14 protein-coding genes are annotated in these 15,080 nt (G+C 56.9%); 9 read left to right on the plus strand and 5 right to left on the minus strand.

The genetic code is table 11. From position 1 onward, the window contains the following. Positions 1-125: 125 nt before the first annotated feature. Positions 126-1,772 (minus strand): SgrR family transcriptional regulator, encoded by a 1,647-nt coding sequence (locus C0557_RS19330; RefSeq protein ID WP_208660298.1) that lies wholly within the window; start codon positions 1,770-1,772, stop codon positions 126-128. 464 nt (positions 1,773-2,236) lie between these two features. On the opposite strand from C0557_RS19330, the gene C0557_RS19335 reads away from it, so the two are divergent. From C0557_RS19335 to C0557_RS19350, 4 genes are read left to right on the plus strand one after another with little or no spacing between them, the layout of a single operon-like run. Next, positions 2,237-2,788, plus strand: a complete 552-nt coding sequence (locus tag C0557_RS19335) for a peroxiredoxin (protein WP_208660300.1) — start codon at positions 2,237-2,239, stop codon at positions 2,786-2,788. A 34-nt stretch (positions 2,789-2,822) separates the two neighbouring features. Then, complete coding sequence (locus tag C0557_RS19340; RefSeq protein ID WP_208660302.1) at positions 2,823-4,043, plus strand: protein-disulfide reductase DsbD; 1,221 nt, start codon at positions 2,823-2,825, stop codon at positions 4,041-4,043. A 9-nt stretch (positions 4,044-4,052) separates the two neighbouring features. Further along, complete coding sequence (locus C0557_RS19345; protein WP_074773603.1) at positions 4,053-4,604, plus strand: sigma-70 family RNA polymerase sigma factor; 552 nt, start codon at positions 4,053-4,055, stop codon at positions 4,602-4,604. Further along, positions 4,591-5,232: a DUF1109 domain-containing protein gene (locus C0557_RS19350; RefSeq protein ID WP_208660304.1), complete on the plus strand. Its 642-nt coding sequence runs from the start codon at positions 4,591-4,593 to the stop codon at positions 5,230-5,232. Before C0557_RS19345 ends, C0557_RS19350 begins: the two co-directional genes overlap by 14 nt. Here the strand turns inward: C0557_RS19350 and C0557_RS19355 are convergent. The 3 genes from C0557_RS19355 to C0557_RS19365 form a co-directional block, all read right to left on the minus strand. After that, complete coding sequence (locus C0557_RS19355; protein WP_208660306.1) at positions 5,221-6,303, minus strand: ABC transporter ATP-binding protein; 1,083 nt, start codon at positions 6,301-6,303, stop codon at positions 5,221-5,223. The genes C0557_RS19350 and C0557_RS19355 overlap by 12 nt on opposite strands. Then, positions 6,296-8,065, minus strand: a complete 1,770-nt coding sequence (locus tag C0557_RS19360; protein WP_208660308.1) for an iron ABC transporter permease — start codon at positions 8,063-8,065, stop codon at positions 6,296-6,298. Before C0557_RS19360 ends, C0557_RS19355 begins: the two co-directional genes overlap by 8 nt. Positions 8,066-8,138: 73 nt before the next feature. Then, complete coding sequence (locus C0557_RS19365) at positions 8,139-9,227, minus strand: ABC transporter substrate-binding protein (protein ID WP_208660310.1); 1,089 nt, start codon at positions 9,225-9,227, stop codon at positions 8,139-8,141. A 446-nt stretch (positions 9,228-9,673) separates the two neighbouring features. Here C0557_RS19365 and phnC point away from each other — a divergent pair, with 446 nt between their 5' ends. From phnC to phnE (C0557_RS19385), 4 genes are all read left to right on the plus strand, one after another. Next, on the plus strand, positions 9,674-10,519 hold the full coding sequence (gene phnC / locus C0557_RS19370) for a phosphonate ABC transporter ATP-binding protein (protein ID WP_074773590.1): 846 nt from the start codon (positions 9,674-9,676) through the stop codon (positions 10,517-10,519). A 35-nt stretch (positions 10,520-10,554) separates the two neighbouring features. Beyond that, the gene (phnD, locus tag C0557_RS19375; protein WP_074773587.1) at positions 10,555-11,496 is read left to right on the plus strand and encodes a phosphonate ABC transporter substrate-binding protein; all 942 of its coding nucleotides are present in this window, start codon (positions 10,555-10,557) and stop codon (positions 11,494-11,496) included. Positions 11,497-11,574: 78 nt separating this feature from the next. After that, positions 11,575-12,447 carry a phosphonate ABC transporter, permease protein PhnE gene (gene phnE, locus C0557_RS19380; protein ID WP_208660312.1) on the plus strand — a complete coding sequence of 291 codons (873 nt, stop codon included), beginning with the start codon at positions 11,575-11,577 and terminating at the stop codon, positions 12,445-12,447. Then, complete coding sequence (phnE, locus tag C0557_RS19385) at positions 12,444-13,325, plus strand: phosphonate ABC transporter, permease protein PhnE (RefSeq protein ID WP_208660314.1); 882 nt, start codon at positions 12,444-12,446, stop codon at positions 13,323-13,325. The genes phnE (C0557_RS19380) and phnE (C0557_RS19385) overlap by 4 nt, the downstream gene beginning before the upstream one ends. On the opposite strand, the gene C0557_RS19390 is transcribed toward phnE (C0557_RS19385), so the two are convergent. Continuing rightward, positions 13,312-13,983 (minus strand): HAD family phosphatase, encoded by a 672-nt coding sequence (locus C0557_RS19390; RefSeq protein WP_208660316.1) that lies wholly within the window; start codon positions 13,981-13,983, stop codon positions 13,312-13,314. The genes phnE (C0557_RS19385) and C0557_RS19390 overlap by 14 nt on opposite strands. 127 nt (positions 13,984-14,110) lie before the next feature. On the opposite strand from C0557_RS19390, the gene C0557_RS19395 reads away from it, so the two are divergent. Further along, on the plus strand, positions 14,111-15,028 hold the full coding sequence (locus C0557_RS19395; RefSeq protein ID WP_208660318.1) for an aminoimidazole riboside kinase: 918 nt from the start codon (positions 14,111-14,113) through the stop codon (positions 15,026-15,028). Positions 15,029-15,080: the final 52 nt, after the last annotated feature.

Consider the following 15,080-nt stretch of genomic DNA (forward strand, 5'->3'; position numbering starts at 1 on the left):
CATAAAAGCAAAAATGCACATTACAACTCCAAACCAGTAGCGGAAAGTATCGCTGAGCAGCGATCTCCCGCCAAATAACCGATTTTAAAAACCACAAGAAAGCATATCAGCGAGATATAACACTATCATGGCGCGTCTGTAGCAACATCTTCCTCTGTATCAGGTTCATCGGTCCACAGGCGAGTAAAATCCGGCCAGCTCTGTGAGTAACAGCTAATCCCCTGAATTGAGGGCGGCGCCATCAGCCGGTAACGTTGCAGGAACTGGGGCACGATCAGGCTACGGCGAATCATAAAACGTAGCAGGCGCTGAATGCGCTGGTGATAAGCCGCCGCAGGCCCGGCATTGAGCATATCCAGCGTGCCGATCGCACGCTGCCACTGTTCCGTTCCCCAGAACCAGCGCCAAATCACGCTGTGACGAAAGCGCTCCTCCATTGAAAACTCCGGGTAGTGGCCAAAGCGCATAAACGCGAAGCAGATATCCTGCTCTTCCCAGATATTATCCTGCAACAACCAGTGAGTGACGTTCACCGGTGTGACGTTGAGCCGACACCCGCGATAGCTCAGGCTCTTCTCCAGCGCACCGACCAGCCTCGTCATTTTCGGCGAACGGAAATAGATCAGATTAAGGGTGGCAGGGAGCTTCGTTTCGACGTAGCTCTCCTCTTCTTCTCGCATCCACTCCGGCAGCGGGGCTGCATTTTTCTCATTCTCGATAAAGGCTGCGCTAATCGAACGCGTGAGAACACGGATCGTCTTCTGCTGCTCCGGGCTCAACCTGGCACGCAGCATATTAAAGAAGAGATAGTAAAAAGCATCGGCGCTCTGCTGGCAGGTCACGGCGTCCGGCGTCAGCAGCGAGCGGGGAGTATCCAGATGAACTTCGAACGGCAGCGGCAGGCTGTTCAGCGGCGTATTGAATGTCACTTCCGCCGCCTGCGGTGTTTCGCCGTACCAGTTGGCGGCGCGCAAGAGAACCATCCGGGTATTGTTGTGCTCACTAACACGAAACGGCCCCAGCCCTATCGAGCCATTCTCAGGGTGCGGCAAAGCATAAACCGGGTTAGCCAGCCGCCAGGGCAGCATGATATCCGGCTGGCGCAGCGTCAGCGTCAGTACATGACCGCGCAGCGTCGCCGACACCACATGCGGCAGACCCGGCCCACCGACATAGCGCTGCAGCACAGCTAACAGTTGCTCCGGGGCAACCGGCTCGCCGTTATGCCACACCAGCCCGCGCCGCAGCATAAAACGCCAGCACAAACCATCGTCACTGACGCGTACCGTATGCGCCAGCCCGGGAACCGGCTCGCGCTGTTCTGGCAGGTGGCGCATTAATCCATCGTGCACCATCTGCAAAACATGACGTCCGGCCCTGTCGACATGCACCGAAGGAACCGGCGTCAGCAGCGGGCGATAAAAAGAGATGACATAACGGTAACCATCTTCAGAAGCCCGCGTTTCAACCGTCGCAGGGGCATTTTTCGTCTCCGCCGCCGGATACTCTCCGGCGAGCAAAGTTTGCAGCGCCGCCGTGTTCATCCGGCACTGCAAAACGCCCAGCGCGCCGCGTCCCGGCCGGGAACTCCAGGCAAGCCAGCCCTCTTCCTGCATCTCATTCAGCAGCGAGCGCGCATAACGTGACGTGCAGGCCAGGGTTTCAGCAATCTGCGCCAGTGATAATTCGTTAGGATAAGTGCTGTACTTATTAAGCAGACGGTTATATCGGCGCAGCAAACTACCTTTTTTGGCGGCGGAATTAAAAATCATTGACTTTTACCATAATGACGCGACACAACCAGAGGAAATCAGCGCTTCTGAAAGGAAACAATTTTAATTATAGCCTATTTTTCGCACATTAAGACTATTCTCAATTGAAGCAATGAATAGCTTCCATATTAATTATTCATAATAGCCAACAGCATGAATTAAAGGCATTTTTTAACAAAGTAATTTTCAGTACAAGAAAAGGATTTTAACGCAAGCGGAACACCTTAACGAGCGGGATTACTGACAGCATAGCGTTTTTCTTTTTTGCCGGTTAATTGATTAGGAATTATCACATCATAAATGCCTTACTTATATTTAGCAGCCATGAAATACACTCGATGAATAAATGAAAGCCCGTGCGGCACAACCAGGATGGAGAAAATTTTCTGCCCGGCGAAACCTTTCCCTCTGTACCGACGAACTGTCTATGAGCGTTAACGTTCTTCACACTTATGGAGCGCAACATGACCCCGATAAAAAAACTCGTGCTTAGCTTTACTGCCGCAGCCCTGCTTAACATCGCCAATGCCCACGCCGCCCTGCCCGCCGGAGCACAAGCGCCGGATTTTCAACTGCAAGGTGCGCTGGCCGGGAAACCACTGACCTTCTCCTTGCAGCAGGCGCTGAAAAAAGGGCCGGTGGTGCTCTACTTCTTCCCGGCGGCGTTCAGTAAAGGCTGTACCATTGAAGCGCATGACTTTGCCGAAGCCACTGACGATTTCAAAAAGCTCGGCGCCACGGTAATTGGCGTTACCGCCGGAAATACCGATCAGGTGGACGAGTTCTCGAAGCTGGAGTGCCGCAATAAATTCGCCGTCACCGCCGATCCGGGAGCGAAAGTGGCCGCCCAGTACGAGACGCTGATGCAGATGAACGGCAAAACCCTTTCCGATCGCACCTCGTTTGTCATCGCCCCGGATGGCAAGATCCTGCTGAGCTACACTGACAGAAATCCGGAAACGCATATTCAGAAAACAATGGAAGCGGTGAAACAGTACGCCAATGCGCATTCCTGATGCGCTGTAACCCTCCGACTTGCAGAGAATCGCTATGTTGACCGCTATGCTCGCCGCCTTCGCAGGCGGCATTATTCTCAACTTTATGCCCTGCGTGTTTCCGATAATCTCACTGAAAGCGCTGGGCCTAATTCGTCACACCGGAGGCCCGGCACAAACCCGTCAGGAAGGTTTCGGCTTTCTGCTCGGCACCGTGGTGACGATGATGATACTGGCCGGGGTTTTGCTGGCATTACGCGCGGGCGGCACGGCGGTCGGCTGGGGTTTTCAGCTCCAGTCGCCGCTGGTGATCGCCTTCCTGGCACTGGTGATCCTCGGCGCGGCGCTGAATTTGCTCGGCGTATTTGAGGTGGGCCTCAGCCTGCAACGCGCCGGAGAGATTGAGGTTGAACGCGGTGCATTTATCCGCGCGGCGCTGACCGGGGCACTGGCGATCATTGTCGCGACGCCTTGCGCCGCGCCGTTTATGGCGGGCGCGATTGGTTATGCGTTAGTGCAGCCGCCCGCCGTTGCGCTGGCGGTATTTTTCGCGCTGGCGCTCGGGTTTGCCGCGCCGTTCAGCCTGATTTCGCTGTTTCCGTCGCTCGGCAAATGGCTGCCGCGCCCCGGCGCGTGGATGAATACACTCAAACGCGGGCTGGCGTTTCCGATGTTCGGCGCTTTCGGCTGGTTGGTGTGGGTGCTGGCGCAGCAGGCGGGGACGACCGCGCTGGCGGCGATTCTTGCCGCATCTGTGGTGGCGAGTTTTGCCGCCTGGCTGTACGGTATGGCGCAACAGCGCCGCTTTGCCGGACGCGGGCATAAAGTGTTGTATGCCACCACGGCGGTGCTGCTGCTTGCCGCGATTGTGCCGCTGCCATCGGTGGTGAAAAGCGGTAGCGCGCTGCCCGCAGCGCAAGTTGCCGAGGTGAAATGGTCACCGCAAACGGTGGCGGAGAACCGCGGGCATGGCAAAGCCATCTTTGTCAATTTCACCGCCTCGTGGTGCATTACCTGCCAGGTGAATGAGCGCACGTCGCTCTCCACTCAGGCAGTGAAAACCGCGCTGGCGCAGACCGGTACGCTCTATATGGTGGCCGACTCCACGAAATTTAATGCGGATATTGATGACGCGCTTAACGACCTGGGCCAGGGCAGCCTGCCGCTCTATGTGGTCTACCCGGCAGACGGCAGCGCGCCGAAGATCCTGCCGCAAGTGCTGACGCCCTCGATCGTGGTGAATGCGCTGAATCAGGCGAGCGGGAAAAAAACCTAAAGGCGGATTATGCAAAAAAGTGAAGCCGCGCGTGACGAATGGCCACGCCTGATGGCGCTTGCGCAGGCAGGCGACCAGCAGGCTTACACGCGGCTGCTGAAAGCGCTGGTGCCGGTGATCCGCACGCTTGCCCGCAGGCAGATTGCCGACGAGGTGCTGGTGGATGATGTCATTCAGGATGTGCTGCTCACCGTGCACCGGGTGCGTCATACCTACGATCCCGGCGCCCCTTTCCTGCCGTGGCTGATGGCGATTGCCCATGCCCGCACCGTTGATGCACTGCGCAAGCGCGGTCGCCACTGGCAGCGGGAAGTGGAAAGCGAGGACGATTCACTGCTGATTGCCAGCAGCGAGCCGTCGCAGGCACCGGAAGAGCTATCGGCGCTGCTGAATCAGCTACCGGACCGCCAGCGGCAAGTGATTGAGCATGTTCATCTGCGGGAGATGAGCCTTGCGGAAACCGCGACGCGCAATAACCTGACGGTCTCCGCCGTGAAGTCATTGCTGCATCGCGCCCTGAATAATCTTCGTCGGTTGGGAGCACATCATGGCCGATCATGACCTGTTAATTGAGAAGTTAAGCCGCTCTATCGCGCCGGTAAAACGCCCCTGGCAACCCGGCTGGCGCGTGATGGCCTGGCTGGCGACGGCGTTACCGTGCGGTATTGCCGCCAGCTTATTGCTGAACAGAACCCTGACCGACTGGTCGCAGAGCGACGCGGCGTGGGTTATCGTGCAGTTGCTGTTGACCTTTGTCGCCGGAACGCTGGCGATTCGTAATGCTTTTTTGCTGAGCATTGCCGGGCAGCAGCCGCTTGGCTGGAAGTGGTTTGCGCCGCTGTTCAGCATCTGGTTCGCCAGCACGCTGAGGAATCTGTATTTGCACTACTCGTCGCTGGCGCCCACCGGTAGCGTTGAAGGGCCGAATTGCTATCTGTTTATGCTGGTGGTCAGCGCGCCGATGATGGCGATTGTGATTGGTTATCTGCACCGCACCCGATCGCTGTTCCCGGCACAAAGTCTGGCGGCGGCGGGCGCGGGCGTGGCCTGTATGGCGCTGACGCTGCTGGCGTTTTGCCATCCGGCGCACATCAGCGCGCCGGATCTGTTAATGCATTTTGCCGCCATTTTCACCATTATCGCCGGCACCATTGCGCTGGGTTACCGCTGGGTGGCGTTACCCTGGTGAACCGCTTTTCGGGAAGATCCATAGCTGTTCGGCGGGCAGCACCAGGCGGTAATTTTGCTCGCTGCGCGGCTGAGTACCGTAAACGCGCAGCACAAAATCATCCCCCTGCGTGCGGAACAGATATTCCCAGCGGTCGCCAAGGTACATGCTGGTGAGCATCGGCAGCTCCATCGAGTTGTCCTGCGGTTGATCGCTTAACCGCAGGCTTTCCACGCGGATCACTGCCGTCGCTGGTTGGCCCACCTCGACGCCCGGACCGGCCACGCCCCACAGCGCCCAGCGCGCGCCTTCAATTCGCGCCTTGCCGTTCACCACCTCGGTAACGTTGCCATGCAGGCGGTTATTGCTGCCCATAAATTCAGCGGTAAACAGCGTCGATGGCGTGCTGTACATCTCTTGCGGTGTGCCCTGCTGTTCGATAACGCCATTGTTCAGCAGCAGGATGCGGTCAGAAATCGCCATCGCTTCATTCTGATCGTGCGTCACCATCAGCGCCGATAAACCGAGTTTGACGATCAGCTCGCGCAGGAATACCCGCGCCTCTTCGCGCAGCTTGGCGTCAAGGTTTGACAGCGGCTCATCCAGCAAAATGACCGGCGGGTTATAGACCAGCGCCCGGCCAATCGCCACGCGCTGCTGCTGGCCGCCGGAGAGTTGATGCGGATGGCGTTTGCCAAGCGTTCCCAGCCCGAGTTGATCCAGCACCGTTTGCACCCGCTGGGCGATCTCCGCCGACGCTACTTTGCGCAGTTTCAGCGGATAAGCCACATTCTCGAATACCGTTTTATGCGGCCACAAGGCGTAGGACTGGAACACCAGCCCCAGATTGCGCTCCTCGGCAGGCACTTCACTGCGCGGATTGCCGTCGTACACCACATTGCTGCCAATGGTGATGCGCCCCTGGCTCGGTTTTTCCAGCCCGGCGACGGCGCGCAGCAGCGTGGTTTTACCGCTGCCGGAAGGGCCAAGCAGTGAAACGACTTCGCCCCGTTTCAGTTGCATGGAGACGCCTTTCAGTACCGGATTGTCGCCATAGGTCAGATGCAGATTATCTACAGCCAGCTCAATCATGTAATTTCACTCCAAAGCGCAGGGCCACGCCAAGACCGATGACCACCAGCAGAATATTGATAAACGACAGGGCAGCGACGATATCAATCGCGCCCGCCGCCCACAGCGACACCAGCATCGAGCCGATGGTTTCCGTCCCCGGAGAAAGCAGGTAAACGCCGGTTGAGTATTCACGCTCAAAAATCAGGAACATCAGTAGCCAGGAGCCGATCAAACCGTAGCGCGACAGCGGCACCGTAACGTGACGGGTTACCTGCCCGCGCGACGCGCCGGTACTGCGCGCCGCCTCTTCCAGTTCCGGCCCAACCTGCAACAGCGTGGAGGAGATCAAGCGCAGACCGTAGGCCATCCACACCACGGTATAAGCCAGCCAGACGCTGAAGATGGTGGTGCGCAATGAACGCAGCCAGACGATCAGGTTGTCGCGCAGCCACTGCGCCACCGGCAGCCCGGAGAGCCAGCCGTTTTTCAGCGACTGATCCAGCCACATCGGCAGGAAAAGGAACACCCATAAGAACGCCAGACCGGCCAGCAGCCCAGGTACGGCGCGCGGCACCAGCACGCTATAGTCGAGAAAGCGCGTGACGTTATCCTGCTTGCGGTGCATCGCAATGCCGACGAACAGATAGCAGACCACCGCCAGCGCACCGCCAATTACGCCAATGGCCATCGAGTTGACGATGGCGCGCAACAGGTTCGGCTGCTGCCAGATACTGCGGAAGGTATCGAGCGACAACTCATCCCACAGCGACACGCCGACGCCCCAGTTGGCGATAAACGCCCGCAGCACCACGCCTATCAATGGCACGCCAATGGTCACGGTAAGCCACGCCACCACCACCATTCCCGCCACCCAGCGCCATTTGCCGAGCGGCAGTGCGCGCGCCTGCGAGGCTTTGCCTTTCATGGTGACGAAACGGCTGGCGGTACGCATCAACCTGCGCTGCAACATCACCAGCGGAATGGTGATACAAATCAGCACCACCGCCACCGCCGCCATCAGGTGATACGACGGCGTACCCAGTTTGTTGGTCAACTTATACAGATACGTTGCCAGCACCATGTTGCCTTCGGGATCGCCAAGCACCAGCATCAGGCCGAACACTTCCAGACCGAGGAAAAAGAGCAGCACGCAGGCATACAGAATCGAGGGGCGAACCATCGGCAGGCTGACGGAAGTCATCACCTGCAGCGGCGATGCGCCGACGGTACGCGCCGCCTCTTCGACATCCGAGCCGACGCTGCGCAATGCCGACGAAATATAGAGATAAGCGTGCGGCACATGGGTTAAACCGGCAATCACCACAATGCTGAACATCGAGTAGATGTTCCACGGCACAAAACCGATGAGCTCCTCCGCCCAGCGCGAGAAAAAGCCCACCGGCCCGGCGGCGACCACATAGCCAAAGCCGAGCACCATCGGTGAGACAAAAATCGGCACCAGAATCAACGGCTCGATAAACCGGCGGCCCGGCAAATCAGTGCGCACCATCAAAAAGGCGAGAATGCCGCCGAGTGGAATCGCAATAATCACCAGCCCGAAAGCCAGAATAAAGCCGGATTTCAGCGCCAGATAAAAATCAGGATCGGTAAAAATAAAGGCAAAGGATTCAAGGCTGAACTCTTTGCTGCGGGCGAAAAAGGGTGCGGAGAGGAAGCTCTGCACCACAATAAATAACAGCGGGATATAAATAACCAGTGCGGTAATTAATACGGTTACGCCACGCGGCAACCCCTGCCATTTTCTGCGCACGATATTCATAAATCATCCCTTTACGCTCTGCTACGCAAAGCAAAACGTTGTGCATCGCAGCGACGCACAACGGTGATGGAGGTTATTTGGCGGCGGCTTCGCGCCACTGTTTAATAAATTCCAGACGTTTTTTCGGCTCCAGATATTCCAGCAATGATTCATCCACCGGGATCGGCTTCAGCGCCTGCCCCAGCAGTTTGGTCATGCCATCAATATCGTTTTTGCCTTCAATATCCTGGCGCAGGGAAGGAATATCCGCCTGGTTGGCGAGAATGCTCTGCCCTTTTTCCGACAGCACATAGTCAAACCACAGTTTCGCCGCGTTGCTGTGTTCCGCTTCCGCACTGATAAACGACACGCGCGACAGCACCAGCACATAATCTTTCGGGTAAGAGATACCGAGCGATTTATCCCCTTTGATGCGCGCTTCGGCGTACGAGCCAAGAATGTTGTAACCAATCAGGTTTTCACCCGACGAGACGCGCTCCATCATGGTGCCGGTGGAGGATTGCACCGTCAGGCCGCCTTTGGCGATATCACCCAAATGCGCGAAATAATCTTTGTCGCTTTTCTTGTCCTGCACGGCGAGCATAAAACCGAGGCCGGACTTTTCAATATCGTAGGTGGTGACTTTATTTTTGAATTTATCGCTCTGTGCGGCGATTAATTTCGCCAGCGCGCTGTGGGAATCGGGAACATCGCCTGCGGGGATCAGCCGTTTATTATAAATAAACACCACCGGTTCATAGGTGGTGCCATAGGCTTTTTGCTGCCACACCGCCCACTTGGGTAATTTCTCTTTTTCCGGGGAAGCATATTCGGCGGCATAATCCGTCGCCAGCTTCAGGGCGGTATCCATCGATGAACTCCAGACCACATCGCCGCTGCCGCTGCCGGAGGCCTGCTCGCTGAGATAGCGGTTATACAGCTCGGTGCTGTTCATATCGTTATATTCGACTTTAATTCCCGGATATTGCTCCTCAAAGCCTTTAATCAGCGGGCCTGCGGCTTTGGTATCCGTTGTCGAATAGATAACGACTTTGCCCTCTTTCGTCCCGGCATCGACGATTTTCTGATACTCCGCCGGATAGCCCGCAGGCACCGCCGCCAGCGCAGAGCCAGCAAATACGGTGGCCAGAACGGCGGCCAGCGTTGCAATCTTCCCTTCCATACAACCCCCAGGTATTGTTTTTGAAACACAAAATTAACATATAGACCGTGCACCAACCGATGCAATAAAGTTGCTTGTTTTTTCTGACTTTTGTGACGGTGGCGTGATTTAAATATATGCTGTTTCCGCGCGGAAAATAGCAGGCAGAGAAACGGTAAATATCCGCGTAATATCATGCTGTGGCCGCCTTCCCGCGCAGGAAAATAGCCAAACGATGTCGGGCGAAATATCGCAAAAAAGCGCCTGTTTCCGTTGTTTATTCTGTTTATCTTTCCCGGCAGGATGAATCGCTTGTGCTGTCCGATTACTGCAAACTCAGCCTGCACTCACCGCCCTGACCCTAAGCGAAACCTTCGCGTTCATTATTTGTTCGCCTGTTCGTCATAAAACGATCATCTGTTGTGCCGTTAATGGTCGCCAGTTGAATGACAAAAACCGGAAGACTTATGAACAGCGCGTTGGCAGAACTTTCTGAACACCCCTATTCGCCTCTGCATCAATTAAACACCGTGCCGAAACAAAAGGTGCTGAGCGTCAGGAACTTGCGCAAATCGTATAACCAGCACCAGACCGTGCTGGACGATATCAGTTTCGATCTGCACAGCGGCGAAATGGTCGGCGTGATTGGCCGTTCCGGCGCGGGTAAATCAACGCTATTACATGTACTGAATGGCACGCACAGCGCCAGCGCGGGCGAGATCTTAAGTTTCTCCGATGATGAGGGCGAGCCGCGTGATGTCTCGCGTCTGAAAGGCCGTGCGCTCAATCAGTGGCGCAGCCAGTGCGGCATGATTTTCCAGGATTTTTGCCTCGTTCCGCGCCTGGATGTGCTCACCAACGTGCTGCTTGGCCGTCTGAGCCAGACCTCAACGCTAAAATCGCTGTTTAAAGTTTTCACCGATGAAGACCGCGCGAAAGCCATCGCCCTGCTCGAATGGCTGAATATGCTGCCGCATGCGTTACAGCGTGCAGAGACGCTCTCCGGCGGGCAGATGCAGCGCGTGGCGATTTGCCGGGCGCTGATCCAAAATCCTTCGTTATTACTGGCGGACGAACCTGTCGCTTCGCTGGACCCGAAAAATACCCAGCGCATCATGGACGTGCTGCGCGAAGTGAGCCAGCAGGGCATCAGCGTAATGGTCAACCTGCACTCTGTTGAGCTGGTGAAAGAGTACTGCACGCGGGTTATCGGCGTGGCGCAGGGACGCATTATTTTCGATGACCACCCTTCCCGGCTGACACAGGATGTTCTGCAGGTGCTGTACGGCGATGAAATCAGCCAATTGCATTAATTATTCCTTCCAATGAGACAACACAGGCAATGACAATGAAAAACACTATTTCTGGTGCATTACGTTTATCTGCATTGATGACAGCTCTTCTGTTGGCATGGCAGGCTTCTGCCGCTGAGCAGCCGAAGGAATTGAATCTGGGGATTCTGGGCGGGCAGAACGCGACCCAGCAAATCGGCGATAACCAGTGTGTGAAAGAGTTTCTCGATAAAGAGCTGAACGTCGATACCAAACTGCGCAACTCCTCTGACTACTCCGGCGTGATCCAGGGGCTGCTGGGCGGGAAAGTTGACGTGGTACTGAGCATGTCGCCTTCCTCTTACGCCTCGGTGTATATCAACAACCCGAAAGCAGTCGATATCGTGGGTATCGCCGTTGACGATAAAGATCAATCGCGCGGTTACCACTCCGTGGTGATCGTGAAAGCCGACAGCCCGTACAAAAAGCTGGAAGATCTGAAAGGCAAAGCGTTCGGCTTTGCGGACCCGGATTCCACCTCCGGCTACCTGATCCCGAACTACGCGTTCAAACAGAAGTTCGGCGGCAATGCCGACAACAAATACAACAACTACTTCTCCAGCGTCACCTTCTCTGGCGGTCATGAGCAGGACATTCTCGGCGTGCTGAACGGCCAGTTCGCGGGCGCGGTCACCTGGACGTCAATGGTGGGTGATTACAATACTGGCTACAGTACGGGCGCCTTTAACCGCCTGATCCGTATGGATCACCCGAATCTGATGAAAGAGATCCGCATCATCTGGGAATCGACGCTGATCCCGAACGGCCCGATCCTGGTGAGCAACAGCCTGCCGGCGGATTTCAAAGCCAAAGTCATTACCGCCGTGAAGAAACTGGATACCGATAATCACGCCTGCTTCGTGAAAGCAATGGGCGGTACACAGCATATCGGCCCGGGCAGCGTGGATGATTTCAAACAGATTATCGAGATGAAACGCGAGCTGGTGACTGCACGCTAATCGGCACGCCATGAAATAAGCCCCTGCGTCGAACCAGGGGCTTTTATTCGATTGTCATACAGGACGCGATTGCAACGCATGAACACGTCGAATACGCAGTTTGAGCACTATTACCAGCAGGTCAGAGCGCGCCAGAAGCGCGACACGGTGGCCGGGTCGTTACTGCTGCTGGCGCTCTGGCTTGCCGCCGGGAACGCCGCCGAATTTAATATTTTTACCATCTGGCACTCGCTGCCCAACTTCCTCGATTACATGCTGGAAACCGTGCCGACGCTGCACTGGTCTGTGCTTTTTGCCGACAACCACACCAAAGGCTCGCTGGCGTATTGGGGTTATCGCCTGCCGATTCAGTTACCGCTGATTTGGGAAACCCTGCAACTGGCGCTGGCCTCAACGCTATTCTCTTTTGTCATCGCTGGCGTGCTGGCTTTTCTGGCGGCGGGCAACACCTGGTCGCCGCCGCCGCTACGTTTTGCCATTCGCGCGCTGGTGGCGTTTTTGCGCACCATGCCGGAGCTGGCGTGGGCGGTCATTTTCGTGATGGCGTTTGGCATTGGCGCGATTCCCGGTTTCCTCGCGCTGGCGCTGCACACCGTCGGCAGCCTGACCAAGCTGTTTTATGAAGCGGTGGAAAGCACGCAGGATCGCCCGGTACGCGGGCTGGCCGCCTGCGGCGCCACGCATCTGCAACGCATCCGCTTCGCGCTGTGGCCGCAGGTCAAACCGATTTTTCTCTCCTACGGCTTTATGCGCCTGGAGATTAACTTCCGCTCCTCCACCATTCTCGGTCTGGTTGGCGCAGGCGGCATCGGCCAGGAGCTGATGACCAATATCAAACTCGACCGCTACGATCAGGTCAGCATTACGCTGCTGCTGATCATCATTGTGGTTTCGGCGCTCGATACCCTCTCTGGCCGTTTGCGCCAGTGGGTGCTGGAGGGGAAAAAATGACAAGCTGGCAAGCCGTACCGAATGTGACCTTAAGCCGTAAACTGCACAGTGATTTGTTCAAAGCGCAGGGGCGCTATCTGCGCCGTCTCGGCCTGATCGCGCTGGCCGCTGCGCTCTACTACCTGTGGTTTTTTATGCAGTTCGGCATTCCGCTCGATCAGGCGCTTAACGGCATACAGCAGATTGGCCGCTATCTGCTGCGCATGTTTGTCTGGCACGATTTCCTCAACTGGCCGTTTGGCTACTACTTCTCGCAGATTGGCATCACGCTGGCGATTGTTTTTGCCGGTACGCTCACCGCCACTATGCTGGCGCTGCTGCTCTCCTTCCTTGCCGCACGCAACATCATGCGCGGCGGGTTTCTCGGCGCGGTGGCGTTTTGTATGCGTCGCCTGTTCGACATTCTGCGCGGCATCGATATGGCGATCTGGGGGCTGATTTTTGTGCGCGCCGTTGGCCTCGGGCCGCTGGCCGGGGTACTGGCGATCATCATGCAGGATACCGGCCTGCTTGGCCGTCTGTATGCGGAAAGCCATGAAGCGGTGGATCGTTCGCCGGGGCGCGGTATGACTGCCGTCGGCGCGAGCGGCCTGCAAAAGCACCGTTTCAGCACCTTTACCCAGTCATTCCCGACCTTCCTCGCGCTGAGCCTCTATCAGATCGAGTCCAACACCCGTTCGGCGGCGGTGCTGGGGTTTGTCGGCGCGGGCGGTATCGGCCTGATTTATGCCGAAAACATGCGGCTGTGGAACTGGGATGTGGTGATGTTTATCACGGTGATTCTGGTCGCGGTGGTCATGCTGATGGATATGGCATCGGCCTGGCTGCGCCGACGCTATATCATCGGTAAAGCGGTGCCACTGTTTAAGCCAGAGTAAGCTGCCAGTTAAGTTGCGGCCAGCGGCGCAGTTCTCCTTGCGCCGCCAGCTGCGGGCAGGGATTCACCATAAACACGTGGTTGGCGTATTCACAAAGCGGCAAATCGTTAATCGAGTCGGTATAAAACGTCACCGCCCCACGATGTTGCGGGTGATGAACAAGGAAGTTTTCAAGGCAGGTAATTTTGCCCTGCTGATAGCTCGGCGTCCCGTCGATGACCCCCGTGTAGCGCCCGTTATCGGTTTTCACTTCTACGCCAATCGCGTGCGCAATGCCCAGCACCGGCGCAATCGCCTTCACCAGTAAACTGACCGACGCAGAGATAATCAGCATCGGCTGGTTGCTGGCCTGCAATTCCCTGATTAACGCCCGCGCCTGCGGGTAGATGCGCGGCACAATCTCCGTTTCCACACACAGCGCCACCATGCGCTCCACCTGCGCCACCGGGAAATCGCGCAACGGCGACATGGTCAGCGCCACATACTCGTGCAGATTCATTTCGCCGCGCGCGTAATCCTGCATCATCCGCTCTTCATGGCGCAAATAGTCCACGCCATCGGCAAACCCTTCGCGCACCAGGTAGCGGCTCCACAGCGTACTACTGTCACCGGAAATCAAGGTGTTATCGAGATCGAAAACGTACAGCGGTTGCGGCATTGTCGCGTCCAGAGTAAGGAAACCCGCCCTGCACCTTAGCAAAAAAAGATGACAACTTAACGATGCAGTTGATTTGCTAAACCGGTTTAGTTAAGTTTTATCGATTATTTTAAAGCGGGAGAGAGTTATGTCAGCACGAGTCTGGTGTCTGGGCGATGCCGTGGTGGATTTACTGCCGGAAGGCGCGGGGCGCTTGTTGCAGTGCCCCGGCGGCGCACCCGCGAATGTGGCGGTCGGCATTGCGCGTTTGCAGGGAAACAGCGGTTTTATCGGCCGCGTCGGTGACGATCCTTTTGGCCGCTTTATGCGTCAAACCCTCGACGCCGAACAGGTGAATACCGCGTTTATGTCCGCTGACCCGGCGCAGCGCACCTCCACGGTGGTGGTTGCGCTCGATGAAGTGGGTGAGCGCTCATTTACCTTTATGGTACGACCGAGCGCCGATCTGTTTCTTGCGGAGGATGACTTACCGCCCTTTCAGCGCGGCGAATGGCTGCACTGCTGCTCGATTGCGCTCTCTGCTGAACCGTCGCGCAGCACCACGTTTACGGCGATGACGCGCATCCGCAGCGCCGGGGGATTTGTCAGCTTCGACCCGAATATCCGCCACGATTTGTGGGCCGATCCAGAGCAGTTACATGATGCGCTGAGCCAGGCCTTCACGCTGGCCGACGTGGTGAAACTCTCGGAAGAAGAGCTGGCCTTTTTTAGCGGCCAGGCGGATATCGACGCCAGCATGCAGCAATTGGCCGAACGTTTCGCCATCCCGCTGTTGCTGGTGACGCAGGGTAAAGCGGGCGTCAAAGCCTGCCTGCGCGGCGCGCTCAGCGCCTGGTCAACGCAGCCGGTTATCAGCGTCGATACCACCGGCGCGGGAGATGCGTTTGTTGCCGGGTTGCTGTGGGAACTGGCGCAGCACGGGCTACCGGATAACCAGGCGCAACTTGGCGTACGTCTTGCCACCGCGCAGCGCTGCGGGGCGCTCGCCACCACGGCGAAAGGCGCGATGACCGCCTTGCCCTATCGTCATCAACTGGAGGAATAACCCGCCTGAGTGCCGCTTCGTTTTGCGAGCTGTCTCACAATCACTAAACCGG

The sequence above is a fragment of the Kosakonia sp. MUSA4 genome (genome assembly GCF_013085925.1).
Taxonomy (GTDB): Bacteria; Pseudomonadota; Gammaproteobacteria; order Enterobacterales; family Enterobacteriaceae; genus Kosakonia; species Kosakonia sacchari_B.

What these genes read in the sequence shown, in the direction of transcription:
- C0557_RS19330 (WP_208660298.1), bottom strand. Translation starts at nt 1,772, where the DNA reads ATGATTTTTAATTCCGCCGCCAAAAAAGGTAGTTTGCTGCGCCGATAT.
- C0557_RS19335 (WP_208660300.1), top strand. Translation starts at nt 2,237, where the DNA reads ATGACCCCGATAAAAAAACTCGTGCTTAGCTTTACTGCCGCAGCCCTG.
- C0557_RS19340 (WP_208660302.1), top strand. Translation starts at nt 2,823, where the DNA reads ATGTTGACCGCTATGCTCGCCGCCTTCGCAGGCGGCATTATTCTCAAC.
- C0557_RS19345 (WP_074773603.1), top strand. Translation starts at nt 4,053, where the DNA reads ATGCAAAAAAGTGAAGCCGCGCGTGACGAATGGCCACGCCTGATGGCG.
- C0557_RS19350 (WP_208660304.1), top strand. Translation starts at nt 4,591, where the DNA reads ATGGCCGATCATGACCTGTTAATTGAGAAGTTAAGCCGCTCTATCGCG.
- C0557_RS19355 (WP_208660306.1), bottom strand. Translation starts at nt 6,303, where the DNA reads ATGATTGAGCTGGCTGTAGATAATCTGCATCTGACCTATGGCGACAAT.
- C0557_RS19360 (WP_208660308.1), bottom strand. Translation starts at nt 8,065, where the DNA reads ATGAATATCGTGCGCAGAAAATGGCAGGGGTTGCCGCGTGGCGTAACC.
- C0557_RS19365 (WP_208660310.1), bottom strand. Translation starts at nt 9,227, where the DNA reads ATGGAAGGGAAGATTGCAACGCTGGCCGCCGTTCTGGCCACCGTATTT.
- phnC (WP_074773590.1), top strand. Translation starts at nt 9,674, where the DNA reads ATGAACAGCGCGTTGGCAGAACTTTCTGAACACCCCTATTCGCCTCTG.
- phnD (WP_074773587.1), top strand. Translation starts at nt 10,555, where the DNA reads ATGAAAAACACTATTTCTGGTGCATTACGTTTATCTGCATTGATGACA.
- phnE (WP_208660312.1), top strand. Translation starts at nt 11,575, where the DNA reads ATGAACACGTCGAATACGCAGTTTGAGCACTATTACCAGCAGGTCAGA.
- phnE (WP_208660314.1), top strand. Translation starts at nt 12,444, where the DNA reads ATGACAAGCTGGCAAGCCGTACCGAATGTGACCTTAAGCCGTAAACTG.
- C0557_RS19390 (WP_208660316.1), bottom strand. Translation starts at nt 13,983, where the DNA reads ATGCCGCAACCGCTGTACGTTTTCGATCTCGATAACACCTTGATTTCC.
- C0557_RS19395 (WP_208660318.1), top strand. Translation starts at nt 14,111, where the DNA reads ATGTCAGCACGAGTCTGGTGTCTGGGCGATGCCGTGGTGGATTTACTG.